This window comes from Rothia sp. SD9660Na (assembly GCF_030064065.1).
Classification (GTDB): Bacteria; Actinomycetota; Actinomycetes; order Actinomycetales; family Micrococcaceae; genus Rothia.
In genome coordinates this window covers 1,419,322-1,439,334 of record NZ_CP125946.1, presented here as the reverse complement: position 1 = coordinate 1,439,334, position 20,013 = coordinate 1,419,322, and the positions used below count along the sequence as shown (strand labels likewise).

Sequence of the window (20,013 nt, the reverse complement as noted above, 5' to 3'; positions counted from 1 at the left end):
ATTGGGCAACCTGCCCACCAGCTACTAGACTGTGGGTGTACGAATCACCAGCGCACCGTCGCGCCTAAGGGAAAGACCACACGTGGCAACCTACACGCACCTCACCGACCGCACCCCCCACGTCTCAGCCGATGAACTCCTCTCAGGGTTCAGGCCCTCAGAACGCTTCGGTGAAGTGTCTTTCAATACCTACCGCCCCGACCCCGCCCAGCCCTCCCAACAGGCAGCCGTCGACGCCCTGCGCGCCTTCGGTGAAATCATCAACCGCGGCGGATCAACCAACGGGGGCGGCTTCTTCGGCAAACTCTTCGGCGGCGGCAAAAAGAAGGACGACACCAAAGCCGGCCTCTACCTCGACGGCGGCTTCGGCGTAGGTAAAACCCACCTGCTCGCCTCCCTCTGGCACATGGTCGAAGGCCCCAAAGCCTTCGGCACCTTCGTCGAATACACCAACCTGGTCGGCGCCCTGACCTTCCGCAAAACCGTCGAAGCCCTCTCACACTACAAACTGGTCTGCATCGACGAATTCGAACTCGACGACCCCGGTGACACCGTGCTCATGTCCCGCCTCATGCGCGAACTCGCCGAAGCCGGCGTCAAACTCGTCGCCACCTCCAACACCCTGCCCGGCGCCCTCGGTGAAGGCCGCTTCGCCGCAGCCGACTTCAAACGCGAAATCCAAGTACTCGCCGACCAGTTCGACGTCCTACGCGTCGACGGTGAAGACTTCCGCCACCGCGGCCTACCCGCCGCCCCCGCACCCGTAGCAGACGCCGATTTTGACGCCCTGGTCGATAACCGCTTCGGTGGGCTTGGAACCGTCGCCATCGACGACTTCGAAGCCCTTATCGACCACCTCTCCCGCGTCCACCCCTCCCGCTACCGCCAATTCATCGACGGCCTCGACGCCATCGCCTGGCGCAACGTCACCACCATCACCCAACAAGCCGTCGCCCTGCGCTTCGTCGTCCTCGCCGACCGCCTCTACGACAAAGACCTCCCCATCATCGCCTCCGGCGTCCCCTTCGACCGGGTCTTCACCGAAGAAATGATGACCGGCGGCTACCAGAAAAAGTACTTCCGCGCGGTTTCACGCCTGACCGCTCTATCACGTGAGGGTATGTTGGACGAAACGGAGGCGTGAAACCAGGACGCCGGGGCACACCAGCCTGCCAGCAGCAGGTAGGTGCGCCCCGGCGTCCTTGCGTATAAAAACCGCCCTAGCCGGGGAAGCCCAACTCGGCCCAGCGGTCGCGCGTCAGCTCAGCGGCGCGCATATCAAGCAGGGGAGTGGAGCCGTCCTCAAGCGGGCGGCCCGGCTCGCTTTTCACCAACGTACGGAAATCGGTAAACCCAACCCGGCGAGCCACCCGCTCAGAGGCATCGTTATCAGCAAGCGCCTTCCAGCTCAGCCTGTCGAGGCCCAGCCCCTGGGGGTCCAGGGCAAAGCCCACCATCATGCCTAGGGCCTCGGTCAGAAAGCCCTGACCGCGACTACCCGGCGCTAACCAGTAGCCGACCTCCGCAGAAGATCCTGTGATGTTAAAGAGACTCACCACACCGGCGAAAACCCCGCTCGCGTCGATGCCCCAGACCAGCTCATGCCCGCTCTCGCTTGCCTGATGGGTGTAGGCAACGAAATCGCGGGCAGTCTCTTCCGTATAGTTCAGGGGTACGGATAGGCAAAAACGAATAATGTCCGGGTCCTGGCAAGCCTGAGCCATCGCCGCTGCATCGGCCTCACGCAAGGGGCGCAGGGTGAAACGTTCGGTGAGAAGCTGGGGGTGCATGAAAACTCCACGATGAATAGAAATGTTTTTTACAGTGTACGCCCCCAAAGATGTGGCACAGGGCATAGAAGAAAAATTTTGAACTGAGCGGGGTTGCGGCGGTAAAAACCGCGAAAACACGCGGTAAAAAAGGGTTTACGCGAAGGTGCGTGTTGATTTGGCAGGAGCCAGAAAAGTGTGTAAAGTATTTACTCGTTGGTTCGGTTCCCTAAAGGAATTGAAACACAATGCGGTTGTAGCTCAGTTGGTAGAGCACCACCTTGCCAAGGTGGATGTCGCGAGTTCAAGTCTCGTCAACCGCTCGCAACACTCCTTGCGAGTGTCTAGCGCGATTGGCGCAGCGGTAGCGCACTTCCTTGACATGGAAGGGGTCACTGGTTCGATCCCAGTATCGCGCACTGGATGAAAATCCACTGCAAATAATTGCATACGCGGTTGTAGCTCAGTTGGTAGAGCACCACCTTGCCAAGGTGGATGTCGCGAGTTCAAGTCTCGTCAACCGCTCCACGTAAGCCCCGGTTCTAAGAGCCGGGGCTTTTGCATCGATATCTACCACTTGATAGAGTGTTCACCATGTATTTCGCAGCAGCTATCGCTAAGCCCTGGACCCGCCGCTAAAGGCGGCTTACACCTAGGGTTCAATCTCTTCAGCCGCCGTTCCATCACCCCAGATGAACGGGTACATAGTCGTACCCTCAACGGACTAGAGAGAATATGCGAAACAACAAACGTCACTCCGAAGAACCTCAAACATTAGGCTTTGTTACTCACCAGAGCGGAACATCCGCCACTGCACACATCAAGGCAGAAAACATCTCCGCCACTAGAGGCGGAAAATTACTGTTCTCAGATTTAAACCTGACAATATCGGCACATACCAAGATGGCGGTCGTTGGAGAGAACGGTACAGGGAAAAGCACCCTGCTCAAAATACTGTCAGGCCTAGAAAACCCCGACCTGGGTGAAGTGGCATCTCAGGGGACAATCGCTTTTGTTGGGCAGGATATGGCATTGGTCGACCATCAAACTGTAGGCGAGCTTATCAAACTATCCACTCAGCATGCACACGCAGCACTTGCAGACCTCGACAGAGCATCAGAATTACTCGCGCTTGGACATGAGGGTGCAGAGGCTGCCTACGCTCAAGCGCTAGAAAAAGCTAGTGCACTGGAAGCATGGGATGTTGACAGAAAAATCGATCAAGCGCTCCACGGACTAAAAGCGTGTGCAGACCGATCCCGAAACCTTAGCACCCTGTCGGTGGGCCAGAGGTACAGGGTGAGGCTTGCTGTGCTTCTCGGCGCAGGGGCAGATGTACTTCTACTCGATGAGCCAACCAATCATTTAGATAGAGAGTCGATTGAATTCCTGACTCAGTCCCTGCAGGAGCTAAAGGGTGGATTTGCGGTAGTCAGCCATGACCGGCAACTCCTGGTTGACGTTGCGCAGACTTTCTGCGATCTTGACCCGTCATTACAAGGGGTGCCCCAGGTCTACTCTGGTGGCTACAAAGGGTGGCAGAAGGGAAAACGAAAAGACCGTATTGCGTGGGAGAAAACCTATCAAGACCATATCAACCGCACAGAAGAACTGAAACAGGCGGTTGAAGAGGCAGGGGCTAGGTTGCACACAGGGTGGCGGCCGCCCAAGGGGACGGGAAAGCATCAGCGAGCTACGCGAGCTGCTAGCCATGTCAAAGCGTTCAAGCAACGTCTCAACGAGCTGGAAAGCTATCGCATTGAAGTTCCTGAGCCCCCGAGTATTCTGCAGTACCCAGAGGTGCGAATTGAGAAAGAAAAGCTACTGCTTGAAGCTAACGATATCGCATACCTGGGGCGCAGTGCCCATGGCGTTAGCTTATCGCTAAGGACCGGGCAAAAAATCGTGGTGACCGGTGGAAACGGGGCCGGTAAATCAACCTTGATTTCCATGCTGGCAGGGGAGTTGGCCCCCACAAGCGGCAGTGTGACCGTAGCTCCTGAGGTGAAGATAGCCCTATTGTCGCAAGAGGTGCCCCAGTGGAACCCAGAGCTAACCCCAGAAGATGTGTATCGGCAGACCCTCATTCAAACAGGTACCTACGCGGAGTATTCGGACACACCGACTCTAGAAAGCCTGGGTTTACTGGCCACCGAAGCGCGTACCACCCGTGTTGGGCAGCTTTCCGCTGGCCAGCAAAGGAGACTCCACCTGGCAGTCACTATAGCTCAACGTCCTCACGTCCTGCTGCTCGATGAGCCGACCAACCACCTATCAATGACCCTGCTCGACCAACTTATACCCCATCTCAGGGGAACCCAGTCGAGTGTTGTTGTCGCAACTCATGACCGGTACCTTCTTTCCAAGGTAAATGACTGGCAAGAAGTGCACCTGCAATAGTCTCGCCAGGTTGAAAGACCACCTACCCTTGTGTATAGTTATTCGAGTTGCGGTTGTAGCTCAGTTGGTAGAGCACCACCTTGCCAAGGTGGATGTCGCGAGTTCAAGTCTCGTCAACCGCTCTCTCGAAAACAACTCGTTTTCGCAACTCAGACCACGGTCTGAGCGTGTGGTGGGGTGGTCGAGTGGTTAGGCAACGGTCTGCAAAACCGTGTACGCGGGTTCGAATCCCGTCCTCACCTCCACGCGCGATTGGCGCAGCGGTAGCGCACTTCCTTGACATGGAAGGGGTCACTGGTTCGATCCCAGTATCGCGCACAAGAGAAAGGCTCCCCGGCTTCGGCCAGGGAGCCTTTTGCTTACCCCGCATCATCAGAACATACTGTGCAAGACTAGAACCATGCACCTGACCGTTACCCACTTTGGCTACAGCCCCCTCAAAGGTGCTCGCCATCAGGCACGCACTACAGCTGAGTTCAGCGCGTCCGGCCCCCTCTATAACCGCCGCTGGGCCCTGGTTTCACCTGCTGAGCGCGCCGTGCTCCGAACTGTTACTAACCCCTCTCTGATGGGCATTACCACAGACCTCATCATTGACGGGGACGGGACGGAACTTACCCTGCACATACCCGGGGCAGGCGGCTACACCGTCCCCGCCCTTAACGAAGCTGCCACCAGCACCTTCACTTCCTGGGGCGCAGAGAAGCAGCTTGCGGTCTACGACGACCCGGTCAACGGAGCCCTCAGCGCCTACCTAGGAAAGCCCGTGGCCCTGGCCTTCGCGCCCCGGCAGAACCTGGTGTACGCCGGGGCCTTCTCGCTCATCGGCACCGCCACCCTGGCCGAGATCGCCCGCCAGATGAACCCTGAACAGCCGCCGAACCCGGATGAGATAGGGACCAGGCTACGCTGTAACCTGGTGGTCGAAACCTCAACGCCCTATATCGAAGATAGGTGGCAGGGGACAACGCTTACCCTCCAGGCAGGATGCGGCATGCCGGCTGAGTTGCACGGTCTGCAGCTTGTTGCCGGTGAAGGTATCGGCAGATGTGCTGTGATTGACTACCAGCCAGAAACCGGCCAGCGCACAGCCAGGTTTCTCAAGCTCTTGGCCTCCTACCGGCCCAGAAACCAGCGCGGTGAGCCAACGGCGGGTATATACGCGAGTCTCATATCTACCTGACCCTACCCAATGAGCTGCATGGTGCTACAGTAACGTCCATCGAGTTGCAGGGTGGGGGGGGCTTAACCTACGCTCTGGCTGGTATGGACATCTGGTAACAATGTATGCCCTGCGGCGGCACTTTTAGGTAGGGTGGTGTTGGTAACAAACCGCTGAAAGGACCCCACCGTGTATCGTCGCCTTCTAGTCTTCCTCTCCCTAAGCGCCCTGGCCCTGGCAGGCTGTAGCTCGCAGCAGACCGGCTCGCAGACTACGGAAAGTAGCGGGGCGGACGCCGCCGTCCAGCAGAGCGAGCAGGGGCAGGTAGCCTCCGGGGAAGCAGGGCAGACCAGCGAATCTGGTGCCCTGACCACGTCAGCCGCCGGGGGAGCCTGCGGCGAGGCAGACTGCGTCTCCCTGCTCTTCACCGGTGATTTTCTCATGCACAACATGCTCTGGGGTCAGGCTGAAGCCGATGCGGCAGCAGCAGGTAGCTCGGGCCTGGATTTTAGACCCCTCATCAGCGAGCAGAAGCCCTACCTGGACCGCGCAGATTTGGCGGTCTGCCAGATGGAAACAGTGGTTGCCACCGAAGAGGGCCCCTTTTTTGGCTACCCCAACTTTAGTGTGCCGCCCCAGATTCTGACGGCCGCAGCGGACACCGGGTGGGACGTCTGCATGACGGCCTCTAACCATTCGTTCGACCAGGGTACTGAGGGCCTAGAGCGAACTTATCGTGCGGTTGAGGCGGCCGGTATGGGCGTTACCGGCACCTCGCTGACCGAAGAAGAAGCTGAACAGCCCGATATCTTCACCACTGCCAACGGTGCGAAGGTCGCCGTGATTACCGGCACCTACGGGCTTAATGGATATGTGCCTGAACACTCCTGGCAAGTTGATATGCTCGACCCCCAAGCCATGATAGCTAAGGCAGCCCGAGCCCGGGCGGAAGGGGCTAACCTAGTCATTGCCAATATGCACGCCGGTGATGAGTATGTGCATGAACCCTCAGCCCAGCAGGTAGAGGTAGCGCATGCCCTCGTTGATTCAGGGCAGTTCAACCTGATTGTCGGCCAGCATGCCCACGCCGTGCAGCCCATCGAATACTACAAGGACACCTGGATTGTCTACGGTATGGGGAATAACCTCACCGAGCTTTCACCCTCCTACGTTGCCAACAACGAGGGAATTATGGTCAACCCCATCTTTGAGCGAGGGGAGGACGGCACCTGGCAGGTGCGCGACCTGCGCTGGGTCTCTAGCACCATGGTCGACTCCCCGTCCTATCGCTACTGCATCACCTCACCCAGTCGTCCTGCCTCCGACTGTGTCGATGAAGATTACGCCCAGCAGTCCAATGCCCGCGTCCAGCAGATTGTTGAGTCTATGGGGGCTGCTGAAGCCGGTGCCCGCCAGTGGAGCTAGGGTAAGCGGTCTAACCTATCGGCCCTCTCGTACTTGGCAGAGCAGACGCGTATAATCGATAGAGCGCCAAATAGAGCTGAGAAGGCTGGGCGCTTTTTCGATTTTTTCCCCGACGTCAGGACGGCCGCGTGACCACACCCATGCTAGCGTCAGCAACCGACCACGGTCGCATGTACGCGCGCACGGTCGGCGGGGAGCTACTGGTTCCCTCGATTACCACGGTGATTGGGCAGCAGGCTAACGACCTCTCGGGTTGGCACGGCTATATGGCGGCCAAGGCCGCCCTGGAAGACCAGCGGTCTTACCGGGCCACCAGCTCAGCCGGGCTCAAGTTCGCGGTGATTCGGGACGCCGCAGCCGCCTCGGAACGCTACCGCGACGCAGCGGCGGCGCGGGGGGATCGTGTGCACAACTATGCAGAGCAGGTTGCCCTGCGCGCTATGGGGCTGCCCCACGAAGTGGAGGGCTACCGGGAGAACCTCATTGCCCACGGCGAGCAGGCCTATGCCGACCGCTTCGATGAGTGGTGGGACCTTTACCGGCCCAAGCCCCTGGCTACCGAAGTCACCATCTGGAACGAGACGGTTGGCTACGCGGGCACCCTCGACCTGGTGGCCGAGATAGCCGGGCATACCTGCATTATTGACTACAAGACCAAGGGGACCGACCGGAAGGGGCGGGTCAAACCCCTGGACGATAAAGTGGTCATGCAGCTGGTCGCCGGTGTCAAAGCAGAAGAAGCGCTGGTTGACGCTGAACACGGCAGCTGGGAACCCTGGCAACACGGGGGAGCGAGCATCCTCATGGGCGTTGCCCTGGGCGAAACCCAGGTGGTACCCCAGCAGGCCAACCCCCGGGTACTAGAACGTAACTGGTACAAGTTCTGCGCCCTCAAACGGGTCTGGGACCTCAACCGCGACCTCTCCGAAACCCCCGAAGACTCCCTCATGCCGGTAGTTCCGCCCCCGGCAGCTACCGGAACAGACCTACCCGACGCAGCGGCGTCCTAACCTCACCGACGAGAAAGAGAAGCATGACTATTCTGCCCATTCGCACCGTAGGCGACCCCGTGCTACGCACCGAGTGCGACGATATCACCGTATTTGACGCAGACCTGGAAAAACTAGTGGCCGACATGCTTGAAACCATGTACGACGTTGAGGGCGTAGGTCTAGCTGGGCCCCAGGTGGGTATCTCTAAGCGCATCTTCACCTTCGGCAATATTGACGGCCGCGAGGGGCACATCATCAACCCCGTACTTGAGGTGGGGGACGAACCCCAGGAGGGCGGCGAGGGCTGCCTGTCGGTACCGGGTCTGTCGGCTGCCACCCCGCGCAAGAACTGGGCGCGCGTGACCGGCGTGAACTGCAAGGGTGAGCCGGTGGTCTACGAGGGTGAGGGGCTCTTTGCCCGCATGCTCCAGCACGAAACCGACCACCTCTACGGCACCATGTTCATCGACCGGGTCGAGGGCGAAGACAAGAAAAATATCTGGCGCAAGATCCGCCAGGCCGACTACAACCAGGTAGCCGCTGCTGTTCAGGGTGAACGCGCTGCCAAGACGTCATCGGGTTTCGGTGCCCTGGGCGGTTCCTTCGGCGCGGCTAGCCCGACCGGCGGGGCCCAGCAGCCTGCCGGTAAGAAGCCCGGCGCTTTTGGCATCTAAACCTGCTGGTTCTTAAGTTTGAGTGGAAAGGTAAGCATGAAGGTTCTCTACGCCGGTACCCCGGAGGTTGCCATCGCGCCCTTGAACGGCCTGCTGGAGGCAGGCTACGAGGTGGTGGGGGTTCTCACCCGCGAGGACGCCCCCGTGGGCCGCAAGCGGGTGCTCACCCCTTCGCCGGTGGCAGCCCGCGCCCAGGAGCTGGGCCTGCCCATCATTAAGGCCAACCGCTGGTCTGATGAGGTTGCGGACGCCGTCGCCCAGCTGGGTGCCGATGTTGCGGCGGTGGTGGCCTTCGGCGTCCTGCTGCCGCAAAGCGCTCTCGACCTGCTGCCCCAGGGCTGGATTAACCTGCACTTTTCCCAGCTGCCGGCCTGGCGCGGGGCCGCCCCCGTGCAGCGGGCCCTGATGGCGGGGGAAACCGAGATTTTCTCCAACACCTTCCGCATTGATGCCGGTCTCGATACCGGCCCGGTTTTCCGCTCTGAATCAGCCACGGTAGGGGAGCTCGATACCGCCGGGGATATACTGAACCGTCTGGCCACAACCGGTGGTTCCCTGCTGGCTGCGACCTTTGACGATATCGCTGCCGGCGCTACCGGTACCCCGCAGACCGGCGACGCCACCCACGCAGCCAAGCTCACCATCGCCGACGGGAAAGTGGACTTTACCCGCCCGTCCGCTGAGATTATCGCTCAGGTGCGCGGGGTCATCCCTGAACCCGGTGCCTGGGCTGAACTCGATGGCGCTCGCTTCAAGCTCGGAATGGTGCGGGCACTTGACCTAGCTCCGACCGGTAATCCCGGAACCCTCTTCTGGGCCGGTAAAAAGGTGGCCGTCACCTGTGCTGATGGGGCTCTTGAACTGACCCAGGTGCAGCCTGCTGGTAAGAAAATGATGAACGCCGCCGATTGGGCGCGCGGTCAGGGCACCGCCCTGGCAGAAGGGAAAGTGGTGCTGGTATGAGCATGAATGCAGGCGGACGCGGTTCAGGCGGCCGATCTAACAGCGGTAAAGGCCGGGCTGGAGCTAACCGCTCCGGCGCTAACCGAGCTGGCCAGGGCAGAAGCGGGGCCCGAAAACGCGACGACCGTACCCAGCAGGGGCAGCCCGGGGGCACCCCTAACCCCCGCGGCTCCCGCGGCAACCGCAACCCCGGTGGTGAGCCCCAGGCCAAGCAAGGTGGTGGGGGAGAGACCCGCCGCAACTCCAAGGGGCACGAGCGCAACCGTAAGGCGGTGAAGGACCGGGCGTTTTCGGCGTCCGCTCCCTCCCAGCGTGCCCGCACAGCAGATAGGGCCCGTGCAGTCGCCTTCGAGGTGCTAAGCGCTGTTGCCCTGGACGACTCCTACGCTAACCTGGTGCTGCCCAAGGCGATTCGCTCTGCCCGGCTGGATGCCCGGGACGCTGGCTTTGCCACCGAGCTGACCTACGGCACCCTGCGCAACCAGGGTACCTACGACGCGATTCTGGCTCACTGCGTTGACCGCCCTGTGGCGAAAATCGGCACCAAGATCCTGCTGGTGTTGCGTCTGGGCGTACACCAGCTGCTGGCCATGCGCGTGCCCGATCATGCCGCCCTCAACCAGACAGTTGCCCTGGCCCGGGCTGAGATCGGCACCGGCCCGGCTAACTTTGTCAACGCCGTGCTGCGCCGGGTCTCTGAGCGCACCCCGGAAGACTGGTACGCCCTGATTGTCGATGAGGCTCCCGATGAGCTGACCCGGCTGGCGCTGGAAAAGTCCCACCCGGCCTGGGTGGTGCGGTCCTTCCGTCAGGCTCTGGCGGCCCACGGCCGTAACCCTGGTGAGGTTGAGGCCCTATTGGATGCCGATAACGCCTCACCCGTGGTCAACCTGGTGGCTCTGCCGGGCCTGGGAACTCTTGACGAAGCCCGCGCCGCCGGTGCCGAGGAGGGCCCCCTGGTCGAGGGTTCCGCCCTCTACTCGGCAGGCGATTTGGCCCGCCTTGAATCGGTGCGGGAGGGAGTTGTACGTGCCCAGGACGCCGGCTCCCAGCTGGTTGCCCGCGCCCTGGCTGATGCCCCGCTTGAGGGCAGCGACAACAACTGGCTTGACCTCTGCGCCGGGCCCGGCGGTAAGGCCGCCCTGCTCGGTGCCCTGGGCACCCAGCGCGGTGCCCGCCTGCTGGCGAATGAAGCCGCCGACCACCGAGCTGAGCTGGTGCGTCGATCCCTGGCCCCGCTGCCGTCTGCCTCCTACTCGGTGATAGCCGGTGACGGCCGCCAGATTGAGCGCACCGTCGCTGCGGGTACCAACCTGCCCGAGAGTATGCCTGCCGATGTGCGCTTTGACCGTGTGATGGTCGATGTGCCCTGCTCCGGCCTGGGCGCCCTGCGCCGCCGCCCCGAAGCCCGCTGGCGCAAGAGCCCCCGCGATATCGCCGAGCTGCTGCCTCTGCAGCTCGACCTGTTTAAGGCAGCTGCCTCGGTGACCCGCCCCGGCGGTCTCATCGCCTACGTGACCTGCTCACCCCACACCGCTGAAACCCAGAGCATCGTGCACGACATTCTGCGCAAGGTCGATGTGACCCTGCTGGACTCCGGTGCCGCACTCCGGGCCGTTGCCCGCAAGGACGAGGCGGGGGCGTCCGCTCTATCTGGTGAACTGGACCCGGCCTTTACCCCGGAGGCCCCCAAGGGCGCAACCCTAGCTGAGGGAGCGACGACCGCCCAGCTCTGGCCGCACATCCACGGCACTGACGCCATGTTCTTCGCCCTCTTCCGCAAGAACTAGGCGCTCAGTCCTCACCGCAAACTTATGGCCACCCCACTGAACACGAGGGGACCTGAAAACTAAAAAAGGACCGCATATTATGCGGTCCTTTTTTAGTTTTCAGGTCCCCTTGCTGGGCGCTAGAGCACCATCGCCGCTACCCAGCCTGCAATCAGTAGAGGAATATTGAAGTGGAGGAAGGTGGGGATAACCGAGTCGCGGATGTGGTCGTGCTGGCCGTCCGCGTTCAGACCTGCGGTTGGGCCCAGGGTGGAGTCTGAGGCGGGGGAGCCCGCGTCCCCCAGGGCACCGGCGGTACCGATAATAGCCACGGTAGCCAGGGGCGAGAAGCCCAGAGCCAGGCAGAGGGGCACATAGATGGTGGTGATGATGGGCAGGGTGGAGAAGGACGAGCCAATGCCCATGGTGACAATCAGACCCACCACCAGCATCGCTATAGCGGCAGTCGCCTTGTTGCCAGCAAAAAGGTCAGCCACGGTAGTAACCAGGGGGGCGACATCGCCGGTGGCGTCCATGACGGCAGCGAAACCCTGGGCTGAAATCATAATGAAGCCAATCAGGGCCATCATGCGCATACCGGCGGTAAAAACGTCGTCGGCCTCCTTCCACTTAACCGCACCGGTGACCATGAAGATGGTCAGACCGACCAGGGCACCGACCAGCAGCGAGTTAGCTTCGGTGCCCAAAGCCTGCATGACTACCTGAACCAGGAAGGTGGCGATAATAGCAACAACCGCAACGATGACCTTGAACTTCTTGACCTCGGTGGTAGCTGTCTCTGTGGGAGCTAGATCGACAGTCTGGTAGGCGCGGGGCTTACGGTAGCTAACAAAGATGGCAAAGAGCAGGCCGATGACCATACCCAGGGCGGGGATAGCCATGGCGGCCATGACGTTGATACCGCTGGTATCCATGCCAGCCAGTTCAATGTTGCCCAGCAGAATATCGTTCAGGAAGATCGCGCCAAAGCCGACAGGCACATACATGTAAGTGGTGACCAAACCGAAGGTGAGCACACAGGCAATGAGTCTGCGGTCTAGCTTTAGGCGGTTAAAGACGGCCAGCAGGGGCGGGATAATCAGCGGAATGAAGGCGATATGAACGGGGATGAGGTTCTGCGACATCACTGACATGGCTAGAATACCGGCCAGCAGCATCCACTTGACGGTGAATTCGATGTGCCGGTTGGTCTCTGAGCTGTCTGAGCCGACCTTGGCAATGATGCCGTTGGCGATGAGCTGGGGCAGGCCCGAGCTGGATACCGCCATGGCGAAGGCACCGAGTAGGGCGTAGGAGAGGGCCAGCATGGCGCCGCCGGAGAGGCCTTCCTGGTAGGCGACCATGGTTCCGTCCAGTCCGAGCCCGCCGAGAAGGCCACCCACGAGAGCTCCGATGAAGAGTGCGAGGACGACGTGTACGCGTGCTGCGGAGAGGGCGAGCATGACCAGAACCGCAAGCAGAACCGAGTTCATAATTTTCCTAACCGTTGAATAAATATGTCAGAGACCGTTAAAGTGTAGTCCTCTCTAGGCGCGGGGTGTTCCTGAAAACCACCCATTGGACTGTGATGGGTCTTGCTTTTCGCTTGCCCGGGAGCACGGCACTACGATGGGTAGTAGACCAGCGATGAAAGGACGCCCATGACCTGCTTAATTAACCCCTCTATTTTGAGCGCTGATTTCTCCCGACTGGGGGAGGAGCTCACCGCTATCTCGACCGCTGACGCCGCCCACATCGACGTGATGGACGGCCACTTCGTGCCCAACCTGACCTGGGGGCTGCCCGTGGTCAAGCGCCTCAAAGAGGTCTCACCCGTCCCCTTTGACGTGCACCTGATGATTGAGGATGCTGACCGTTGGGCCCCTGCCTACGCTGAAGCTGGGTGCGAGTCGGTGACCTTCCACGCTGAGGCCGCTATCGCTCCCATCAAACTGGCCCGTACCCTGCGGGAAAGCGGTGCTAAGGTGGGTATGGCCCTGCGCCCTGCCACCGGTGTTGAACCCTACATGGACATGCTCAGTGAGCTCGACATGCTGTTGATTATGACCGTTGAACCGGGCTTTGGCGGCCAGGCCTTCCTGGACGTCACCCTGCCCAAAATCAAGCGGGCAGCTGCCGCGATTGAGGGTTCCGGAGCCGAGGTGATTCTGCAGGTGGACGGCGGTATTACCGAAGAAACCATTGTACGCGCAGCAGAGGCAGGGGCTACCTGCTTTGTTGCCGGTTCCTCTGTCTATGGAACCGAAGACCCTAAAGCCGCTATTGCGGGCCTACGGCGGGCTGCTGCGTCCGCCCACCACCACTAGGACGTCATGACCCAGAACCTAACTCCCCTTGAAGAAGCCGATCGTAAACTCGCCCGCGCCCAGGAACTTATTGCAGCTGGGCAGCTGACCGAGGCCCTGCCCGCACTTGAAAATGCCGTGGGCGGTTTTGAGAGCGCCAGCGAAGTCTTCGGGCAGATTCTGGCCCTCAAAATTCTGAGCGAGGTCAACCGCGACCTGGGGAATCTCGCGCCAGCTCTCACAGAAGTTACGCGCGCCCACGCCCTGCTGGCCGATGCTAAACCTGATGCCGAGCAGCTGCCCGACTTCGCCACCGAGGTGGGTTCCCTGCACGCTGAATTGGGCGACTTTGAGCGCTCCACAACCTGGTACACCCAGGGGCTGCGTGGCTATGAAGCCCTGAGTAATGCTGAGGGGCAGGCCCACAACCTGGTGGCCCTGGCGGGGCTGGCCCGGCAGGCTCAGGACGAAGCGCAAGCCCAGGATTACCTGGCCCAGGCTTATGACCTCTACAAGATGGGCAACCACACGGTGCAGCTGATGCACGTGCGCAATGCTCAGGCCCAGGGGCTATTGGCGGTAGGCGATACGGAGGCCGCCCGCCCCCTGCTGGCCGAAGCCCTTGACCTTGCCGGTGAGCTGGAAGACCACGCCTTCTTGGGCGAAACCTACCAGCTGCTAGCTCTAGTCACGGCCCAGGGCGAGGACGCGGACGCTGCCCAGGCTCACCTAGTGCGGTCAGCAGAGCACTATGCGCAGGCAGGGGATATCGATAATGAGGCCTTCGTGAAGGAACTGCTGAACCAGCTAACCGGTGGTCGCTAAGAGGCTGTTAGGCAGCGGGCAGGTTCTGTTCTGCCCGCTCGGCTGCCTGCTCATTGCCCATAGAGCGGTGAATGGTGGCGAGCATGGTGTAGTAGGCAGTGGCGTCCTCTGAGCCTGCTGCCAGCACCGGCTTAGCCAGGGTGAGCACGTTTAGGGCCTGCTTACCCTGGCCCTCGTCCAGTAGTTTCTGGGCACCCTTCACAGCCCGGGCAACGGCCTGCTGGGGCTTGCGCTTGACCAGGTGCGCCACAGCACCGTGCTCCTGCTTGAAGGTTGTATCGCGTTTTTGAATGTTGGCGGGTTTAGCGTCAGACACAGCTCACCTTAGGGTCGAAATCTTGCTTGTTTCCCCTCAAGTCTAGCGACTCCGGCCAGCGTAGGTGCCTTAGGCTAGCTGCCTGCCCCGAGTTTCAGGAAGTAGGAAGGTTGAGCCAGCTGCGGTGCAGAAGGCAAGGGCGAAGAGAACAAAGAGACCGGCTACACCCACCAGCGGTAGCAGGGCGGGCACCAGCAGGGGAGCGGTAATTGAGGCAAGCCGCCCGAAGCCGCCCGCTCAGGGTCGCTCCGATGGCCATGCCCAGAAAGCTAATAGAGCCCAGCAGCGACGCCTGCCCGGAGCTAATACCCCAGTAGGCAATCAGGGCGGCCATGACGAAGGAGACCAGACCGATATCCATAGCATCCAGGGCCCAGCCGATGCCGGTTACCCCCAGCAGGCGGGCGTGACGGCGGGTAACGGGTAGTTGGGCGAGGGTGGCGGTGAGCTGTTCGGTGTCCATGGCTTCGGGGGCGGACGCCTGGTAGCTGGGCTTATTCTGAGGCAACATAGGTTTTGGGGCAGACTAGATCGGCGGTATTGGCGGGGTAAGGTCTCACCGAATGTACCAATGCTCAACCTGTTACGGGCTTGCCCCAGCCCTCTTCCGGGCAATAAGTCACAATATGACACCGCACCCCCAGATAGGCCTGCGAGCGCCACCGTGCTATAACTTGAAGAGTAAAAGAAAAATATCGTGCTCCGGGACCTGGTGAAAATCCGAACCTGCGGTGACAGCCCGCTAATTGACGGCACACATCTGTGCCTGATACCTGCAAGGTGAAATTCCTTGGCAGACAGTACAGTCTGGATGGAAGGTAGCACGAGCAAACCGTAAGGTACCCCTAGCGGTACCTGCCGTACCCGATTGCTTGGCCCACCGGCGTCCTCACCGACGCCCACCGAAGCCAGCCAACGCCGGGTACCCTCGATTTGTTCTCCCGGAGCCACTCGCTTTGGGAGTTTTTTATGGATTTCTTGCGGTGGCTCTTCGACGCTCAAATTGCGATTGGTGATAACCAGTCCCTCTTGGTGCGCGAAGTCCTTGGCAACATCTTCGGCCTACTATCAGCCCTCGGCGGTATGCGTCGCAAAGTCTGGGCCTGGCCCGTCGGCATTCTCGGCAACCTGCTTCTACTCACCGTCTTTTTGGGTACCCTCTTCGGGTCAACCTACGGTACCGCTAACCTTTTGGGGCAGGCCGGGCGACAAATCATGTTCATCGCCGTCTCCATCTGGGGCTGGTACCGCTGGAACCAAACCCGCAAGACCGGCGCCGCAGGTCAGGCCGCGGTCGTGCCCCAGTGGGCCAGCTGGCGCGAACGAGCTTTCATGGTCGCCTTCATGGCTGTAGGCACCGGGGTGCTCACCCCCATCTTCCGCGCCCTTGGCTCCTACGAGCCGGTCTGGTCAGACGCCTGGATCTTCACCGGCTCCCTACTGGCCACCTACGGCATGGCAAAGGGCTGGGTAGAGTTCTGGCTGGTCTGGGTCGCCGTGGACGTGGTCGGCGTGCCCCTGCTCTGGTCGGCAGGCTACTACGCCAGCGCCTTCATGTACCTCTTCTACGGGGCCTTCACCCTCACCGGCTTCTTCGTCTGGTGGCGCACCCGCAACCGCGAGGCTGCCAAGGTCGAAGTTGAAACCAGCTTCCCCGACCCCACCGTAGAGGTGCGCTAGGCATGTCGCCCAAGGCCCATCTGCCTGAAGCGCCGCGCACTGATACCCAGCTCACCGACACTCAAGCCATGCAGCTTGCCCTCGATAGCGCCCGCAAGGGCGTGCGCGGGGCTAACCCCCTGGTGGGTGCCGTGATTGCGGACGCCACCGGTCAGGTGCTTGCTACCGGCTGGCACCGCGGCGCCGGCACACCCCACGCTGAAGCCGACGCCCTAGCAAACGCGCGCGAAGCCGGTATCGACGTGCGCGGGGCTCGCATGTTCGTTACCCTAGAGCCCTGCAACCACACCGGCCGTACCGGCCCCTGCTCAGTTGCTATAGCCGAGGCCGGTATCGCCGAGGTCACCTACGCCTACGCCGACACCACCGAGCACGCCGCAGGGGGAGCCACCTACCTGTGCTCCCAAGGCATCACCGTGCGCGGCGGGGTACTTGAGGACGAAGCCTACGCCCTCAACGCCCGCTGGTTCGAAGCCGCTGCCGGGCGGCGCCCTTTCGTCACCGCTAAAATCGCCAGCTCCCTCGACGGTTTTGTTGCAGCCGCAGATGGCAGCAGCCAGTGGATCACCGGTGAGCACGCCCGCGCCGACGGCCACACCCTACGCACCCGCGCGGACGCCATCATGGTCGGCACCGGTACCGCCCTGGCCGATAACCCCCAGCTCACCGCAAGGACGCCCGAGGGTCAGCTTGCCGAGCAACAACCCCTGCGCGTGGTGATGGGAACTAGCCAGATACCGGACGGACATCTTGCCGACGCTATCGGTGACGGCAAGGCCGTCCACCTGCCAACCCGCGACCCCCAACAGGCTCTCACCGAACTCTACGCCCGGGGCGTCCGGCATCTGCTCCTGGAAGGCGGGCCAACCCTCATCACCGCCTTTATGCGCGCCAACCTGGTCGACGAACTCTACTGGTACCGAGCGTCCCTGATGCTCGGCGCCGGAAAACCAGCCCTGGGCGACCTCGGAATCACCAGCCTGAACCAGGTGGGACGCTGGGAACTCGACCACCTCACCCACCACCCAGCAGTGCAAACCTCGGGAGCGGACGTCCGCACCCGGTTTGTACCTGCTCAGTAGAGATTTTGGGAGGCGGGGCAGGCTCACAGCGAAGCTGCTGGCTCGGGGCTGGCGTGAATCGCTTGTGAGCGCTAGCGAACCAGCGAGAGGGTCGGCAGCGAGCGTGAGCCTGCCACGCATCCTATCCCACAGAAAATCTCATAAGTTTTGAAAGACTTCATATGTTTACCGGAATCATCGCCGCGACCGGCACCGTAGAATCTCTTGAACCTGTACTCGATAGCTCGGGCCGGATCGAATCAGCCGTTGTCACGATCAAGGCGGGCCCGATTATCGACGACCTTGAGCACGGCGGCTCCCTGGCCGTCAACGGTGTCTGTCTGACCGCCACCCGCACCCGCCAACTAGCCGAGGGCTACTTCGCCGCCGACATGATGGGTGAAACCCTTCGCCGCACCAACCTGGGGCAGCTGGCCCCTGGCGCGCGCGTCAACCTTGAGCGCTGCATGCCAGCTGACGGCCGCTTCGACGGTCACGTCGTGCAGGGCCATGTGGACGGCCTGGGCACAGTGGTCAAGGTTGAAGACCACGAATCTTGGCGTACCGTGCGTGTACGCGTGCCGCGGGACATGGCAGCCCACCTCACCGAGAAGGGTTCTATCACTGTTTCGGGTGCGTCGCTGACCGTTACCGCCGTCTCCCACCCCCAGGCCGACACCCACTGGTTTGAGGTGGGGCTCATTCCCGCCACCCTCGAAGCCACCACCTTAGGTGAGCTGACCGTGGGCGATACCGTCAACCTCGAAACCGACGCCCTCGCCAAGTACGTTCAACGTATTCTGGCTGTCTCGGGTTCAGTGGCGGGTCTTGGTGTTACCCCGGGCAGTGCCGGCGGTGGAACCCAGCACCGGGTTGCAGCCCTCGATTCCGTCGAACGCGCTATCGCCGAGATTGCCCGGGGCGGGGCCGTCGTTGTGGTCGATGACGAAGACCGCGAAAACGAAGGCGACATCATCTTCGCCGCCGAGCACGCCACCCCTGAACTCATGGGCTTCACCATCCGCTATACCTCCGGCGTTATCTGCGCCCCTATGAGCGCAGCCCGGGCAGATGCCCTGAACCTGCCGCCCATGGTCGAGGTTAACGAAGACGCCAAGGGCACAGCCTACACCGTCACTTGTGACGCCCGCGACGGCGTCACCACCGGCATCTCAGCCGCTGACCGGGCCCGCACCGTGCAGGTACTTGCCGACCCGGCGTCCTCAGCTGGTGACCTGACCCGCCCCGGCCACGTCCTGCCCCTACGGGCAGTCGACGGGGGAGTGCGCCAGCGCCCCGGCCACACCGAAGCCGCTGTAGAGCTCTCCCGGCTCGCGGGCCTATCGGGGGTCGGCGTGATCTCTGAAATTGTGAACGACGACGGCACCATGATGCGCTTCGACGCCCTACGCGCTTTCGCCACCCAACACAACATGCCCATGATTTCCATCGCTGACCTGGTCACCTACCTGCAGGAGCGCGACGGTGAGCGATAAAAACATCCTGGTAGCCAGTAGCGAGCCGGTGCTGGTGCCCACCCCTCACGGCACCTTCGCCGTGTCTGCCCACGAGTTTGCTGACGGCACCGAGCACATGCTCGCCACCGCAGTCGGCGCGGACGGACGCCCCCTCACACCTGAGCAGGACGGGCAGGATCACCTGGTTCGGCTCCACTCCGAATGCGCTACCGGGGATCTGTTAGGGTCCTACCGCTGCGACTGCGGGCCCCAACTGGAAAAAGCCCTCGCCACCGTGCAGGAGCTGGGCGGCTCTGTGCTGTACCTGCGCGGGCACGAGGGCAGGGGCATCGGCCTGGTCAATAAGCTCCGTGCCTACGCCCTGCAAGATGCTGGGGACGACACTCTGGACGCCAACCTACACCTGGGTTTCCCAGCTGACGCACGGGACTACACCCAGGCGTCCGCTATCTTGAAGGCAGCCGGGCTGACCCGCGTGCGCCTGCTGACCAACAACCCGGCCAAGGCCGAGGCCCTGACCGCCCTGGGGGTGGAGGTGACCGGGCTGGTGCCCGACGTGATTGCACCCCGGCCTGAAAACGAGCGCTACCTGGCCACCAAGCGCGACCGTATGCGCCACATCCTCAACTACTAGTGGCCCCCGGGCTCGCGCTCACTGCGAGCCCGTGATGCCTTACCACTCAATCAATACAACCCTAGGAGAACACCATGAGCGGAGCAGGAGCACCCGCACACAAACCCAACCCCGCAGACACCGCAAGTCTGAAGGTCGCCGTCATTGCGGCGTCCTGGCACACCCAGATCATGGACGGCCTGCTCGACGGCGCCCAGCGCGCCGCCGCAGACGCCGGTATCGAACCAACCATCGTTCGCGTGCCCGGCACCTTCGAACTGCCCGTCGCCGCAGCCACCCTGGCCGACACATACGACGCTGTGGTCGCCCTGGGCGTGGTCATTCGCGGCGGAACCCCGCACTTTGACTACGTCTGCGACGCCGCCACCAGCGGCCTGACCAGGGTCTCCGTGGAGACCAAAACCCCCATTGGGTTTGGCGTGCTGACCTGCGACACCGAAGAACAGGGCATCGACCGTGCCGGCCTGCCCGGCTCCACCGAAGACAAGGGCTACGAGGTAATGGCCGCGGCGCTGGAAACCGTGGTGGCACTCAAGCAACTCTAAAACCTAGGGGGCCA

General features: G+C 61.7%; 19 protein-coding genes, 6 tRNA genes and 1 riboswitch. Of the genes, 21 read left to right on the top strand and 4 right to left on the bottom strand.

Annotated elements, in window-relative coordinates:
* Window positions 1-82 precede the first annotated feature (82 nt).
* Window positions 83-1,144 carry a cell division protein ZapE gene (zapE, locus tag QM007_RS06950; RefSeq protein ID WP_283489291.1) on the top strand — a complete coding sequence of 354 codons (1,062 nt, stop codon included), beginning with the start codon at window positions 83-85 and terminating at the stop codon, window positions 1,142-1,144.
* Window positions 1,145-1,220: 76 nt separating this feature from the next.
* On the opposite strand, the gene QM007_RS06945 is transcribed toward zapE, so the two are convergent.
* Window positions 1,221-1,790 carry a GNAT family N-acetyltransferase gene (locus tag QM007_RS06945; RefSeq protein ID WP_237204827.1) on the bottom strand — a complete coding sequence of 190 codons (570 nt, stop codon included), beginning with the start codon at window positions 1,788-1,790 and terminating at the stop codon, window positions 1,221-1,223.
* 229 nt (window positions 1,791-2,019) lie between these two features.
* Here QM007_RS06945 and QM007_RS06940 point away from each other — a divergent pair.
* From QM007_RS06940 to QM007_RS06880, 13 genes are all read left to right on the top strand, one after another.
* Window positions 2,020-2,092: transfer RNA gene (locus QM007_RS06940), tRNA-Gly, on the top strand.
* 24 nt (window positions 2,093-2,116) lie between these two features.
* Window positions 2,117-2,188, top strand: a tRNA-Val gene (locus QM007_RS06935).
* Window positions 2,189-2,221: 33 nt separating this feature from the next.
* Window positions 2,222-2,297 (top strand) — tRNA-Gly (locus tag QM007_RS06930).
* Window positions 2,298-2,504: 207 nt separating this feature from the next.
* Window positions 2,505-4,169 (top strand): ABC-F family ATP-binding cassette domain-containing protein, encoded by a 1,665-nt coding sequence (locus tag QM007_RS06925; protein ID WP_237204828.1) that lies wholly within the window; start codon window positions 2,505-2,507, stop codon window positions 4,167-4,169.
* A 49-nt stretch (window positions 4,170-4,218) separates the two neighbouring features.
* A tRNA-Gly gene (locus QM007_RS06920) sits at window positions 4,219-4,291 on the top strand.
* Window positions 4,292-4,340: 49 nt separating this feature from the next.
* A tRNA-Cys gene (locus QM007_RS06915) sits at window positions 4,341-4,414 on the top strand.
* 1 nt (window position 4,415) lies between these two features.
* A tRNA-Val gene (locus tag QM007_RS06910) sits at window positions 4,416-4,487 on the top strand.
* Window positions 4,488-4,569: 82 nt separating this feature from the next.
* The gene (locus QM007_RS06905) at window positions 4,570-5,352 is read left to right on the top strand and encodes an MOSC N-terminal beta barrel domain-containing protein (protein ID WP_283489290.1); all 783 of its coding nucleotides are present in this window, start codon (window positions 4,570-4,572) and stop codon (window positions 5,350-5,352) included.
* A gap of 168 nt (window positions 5,353-5,520) precedes the next feature.
* Window positions 5,521-6,756: a CapA family protein gene (locus QM007_RS06900; protein WP_283489289.1), complete on the top strand. Its 1,236-nt coding sequence runs from the start codon at window positions 5,521-5,523 to the stop codon at window positions 6,754-6,756.
* A 128-nt stretch (window positions 6,757-6,884) separates the two neighbouring features.
* On the top strand, window positions 6,885-7,766 hold the full coding sequence (locus QM007_RS06895; protein ID WP_283489288.1) for a cytochrome: 882 nt from the start codon (window positions 6,885-6,887) through the stop codon (window positions 7,764-7,766).
* 23 nt (window positions 7,767-7,789) lie between these two features.
* Window positions 7,790-8,422, top strand: a complete 633-nt coding sequence (def, locus tag QM007_RS06890; RefSeq protein ID WP_283489287.1) for a peptide deformylase — start codon at window positions 7,790-7,792, stop codon at window positions 8,420-8,422.
* Window positions 8,423-8,458: 36 nt separating this feature from the next.
* Window positions 8,459-9,385 carry a methionyl-tRNA formyltransferase gene (fmt, locus tag QM007_RS06885; protein ID WP_283489286.1) on the top strand — a complete coding sequence of 309 codons (927 nt, stop codon included), beginning with the start codon at window positions 8,459-8,461 and terminating at the stop codon, window positions 9,383-9,385.
* Entirely contained in the window at window positions 9,382-11,175 is a 1,794-nt protein-coding gene (locus QM007_RS06880) for an RsmB/NOP family class I SAM-dependent RNA methyltransferase (RefSeq protein WP_283489285.1), read from the top strand. The genes fmt and QM007_RS06880 overlap by 4 nt, the downstream gene beginning before the upstream one ends.
* Window positions 11,176-11,294: 119 nt before the next feature.
* On the opposite strand, the gene QM007_RS06875 is transcribed toward QM007_RS06880, so the two are convergent.
* The gene (locus tag QM007_RS06875; protein ID WP_502949099.1) at window positions 11,295-12,650 is read right to left on the bottom strand and encodes a Na+/H+ antiporter family protein; all 1,356 of its coding nucleotides are present in this window, start codon (window positions 12,648-12,650) and stop codon (window positions 11,295-11,297) included.
* 165 nt (window positions 12,651-12,815) lie between these two features.
* Here QM007_RS06875 and rpe point away from each other — a divergent pair, with 165 nt between their 5' ends.
* Window positions 12,816-13,481, top strand: a complete 666-nt coding sequence (gene rpe, locus QM007_RS06870) for a ribulose-phosphate 3-epimerase (protein WP_283489283.1) — start codon at window positions 12,816-12,818, stop codon at window positions 13,479-13,481.
* Between the two features lie 6 nt (window positions 13,482-13,487).
* On the top strand, window positions 13,488-14,285 hold the full coding sequence (locus tag QM007_RS06865; RefSeq protein ID WP_283489282.1) for a hypothetical protein: 798 nt from the start codon (window positions 13,488-13,490) through the stop codon (window positions 14,283-14,285).
* 7 nt (window positions 14,286-14,292) lie between these two features.
* Here the strand turns inward: QM007_RS06865 and QM007_RS06860 are convergent, their stop codons facing one another.
* On the bottom strand, window positions 14,293-14,601 hold the full coding sequence (locus QM007_RS06860; protein WP_237223096.1) for a hypothetical protein: 309 nt from the start codon (window positions 14,599-14,601) through the stop codon (window positions 14,293-14,295).
* Between the two features lie 94 nt (window positions 14,602-14,695).
* Window positions 14,696-15,112 (bottom strand): hypothetical protein, encoded by a 417-nt coding sequence (locus QM007_RS11145; RefSeq protein ID WP_502949051.1) that lies wholly within the window; start codon window positions 15,110-15,112, stop codon window positions 14,696-14,698.
* A 183-nt stretch (window positions 15,113-15,295) separates the two neighbouring features.
* Window positions 15,296-15,429: riboswitch (FMN riboswitch) on the top strand.
* A gap of 141 nt (window positions 15,430-15,570) precedes the next feature.
* On the opposite strand from QM007_RS11145, the gene pnuC reads away from it, so the two are divergent.
* The 5 genes from pnuC to ribH all read left to right on the top strand — a co-directional run bounded on the left by pnuC (window position 15,571) and on the right by ribH (window position 19,999).
* Complete coding sequence (gene pnuC / locus QM007_RS06850; protein WP_283489281.1) at window positions 15,571-16,281, top strand: nicotinamide riboside transporter PnuC; 711 nt, start codon at window positions 15,571-15,573, stop codon at window positions 16,279-16,281.
* Between the two features lie 2 nt (window positions 16,282-16,283).
* Window positions 16,284-17,363 (top strand): bifunctional diaminohydroxyphosphoribosylaminopyrimidine deaminase/5-amino-6-(5-phosphoribosylamino)uracil reductase RibD, encoded by a 1,080-nt coding sequence (gene ribD, locus QM007_RS06845; RefSeq protein WP_283489280.1) that lies wholly within the window; start codon window positions 16,284-16,286, stop codon window positions 17,361-17,363.
* Window positions 17,364-17,524: 161 nt separating this feature from the next.
* A complete protein-coding gene (ribB, locus tag QM007_RS06840; protein ID WP_283489279.1) occupies window positions 17,525-18,838 on the top strand; it encodes a 3,4-dihydroxy-2-butanone-4-phosphate synthase in 1,314 nt (437 codons plus the stop codon).
* The gene (locus QM007_RS06835) at window positions 18,828-19,454 is read left to right on the top strand and encodes a GTP cyclohydrolase II (protein ID WP_283489278.1); all 627 of its coding nucleotides are present in this window, start codon (window positions 18,828-18,830) and stop codon (window positions 19,452-19,454) included. Before ribB ends, QM007_RS06835 begins: the two co-directional genes overlap by 11 nt.
* Before the next feature lie 74 nt (window positions 19,455-19,528).
* Window positions 19,529-19,999, top strand: a complete 471-nt coding sequence (ribH, locus tag QM007_RS06830) for a 6,7-dimethyl-8-ribityllumazine synthase (protein WP_283489277.1) — start codon at window positions 19,529-19,531, stop codon at window positions 19,997-19,999.
* Window positions 20,000-20,013: the final 14 nt, after the last annotated feature.

What these genes read in the sequence shown, in the direction of transcription:
- QM007_RS06945 (WP_237204827.1), bottom strand. Translation starts at nt 1,790, where the DNA reads ATGCACCCCCAGCTTCTCACCGAACGTTTCACCCTGCGCCCCTTGCGT.
- QM007_RS06925 (WP_237204828.1), top strand. Translation starts at nt 2,505, where the DNA reads ATGCGAAACAACAAACGTCACTCCGAAGAACCTCAAACATTAGGCTTT.
- QM007_RS06905 (WP_283489290.1), top strand. Translation starts at nt 4,570, where the DNA reads ATGCACCTGACCGTTACCCACTTTGGCTACAGCCCCCTCAAAGGTGCT.
- def (WP_283489287.1), top strand. Translation starts at nt 7,790, where the DNA reads ATGACTATTCTGCCCATTCGCACCGTAGGCGACCCCGTGCTACGCACC.
- fmt (WP_283489286.1), top strand. Translation starts at nt 8,459, where the DNA reads ATGAAGGTTCTCTACGCCGGTACCCCGGAGGTTGCCATCGCGCCCTTG.
- QM007_RS06880 (WP_283489285.1), top strand. Translation starts at nt 9,382, where the DNA reads ATGAGCATGAATGCAGGCGGACGCGGTTCAGGCGGCCGATCTAACAGC.
- rpe (WP_283489283.1), top strand. Translation starts at nt 12,816, where the DNA reads ATGACCTGCTTAATTAACCCCTCTATTTTGAGCGCTGATTTCTCCCGA.
- QM007_RS06865 (WP_283489282.1), top strand. Translation starts at nt 13,488, where the DNA reads ATGACCCAGAACCTAACTCCCCTTGAAGAAGCCGATCGTAAACTCGCC.
- QM007_RS11145 (WP_502949051.1), bottom strand. Translation starts at nt 15,112, where the DNA reads ATGTTGCCTCAGAATAAGCCCAGCTACCAGGCGTCCGCCCCCGAAGCC.
- pnuC (WP_283489281.1), top strand. Translation starts at nt 15,571, where the DNA reads ATGGATTTCTTGCGGTGGCTCTTCGACGCTCAAATTGCGATTGGTGAT.
- ribD (WP_283489280.1), top strand. Translation starts at nt 16,284, where the DNA reads ATGTCGCCCAAGGCCCATCTGCCTGAAGCGCCGCGCACTGATACCCAG.
- ribB (WP_283489279.1), top strand. Translation starts at nt 17,525, where the DNA reads ATGTTTACCGGAATCATCGCCGCGACCGGCACCGTAGAATCTCTTGAA.
- ribH (WP_283489277.1), top strand. Translation starts at nt 19,529, where the DNA reads ATGAGCGGAGCAGGAGCACCCGCACACAAACCCAACCCCGCAGACACC.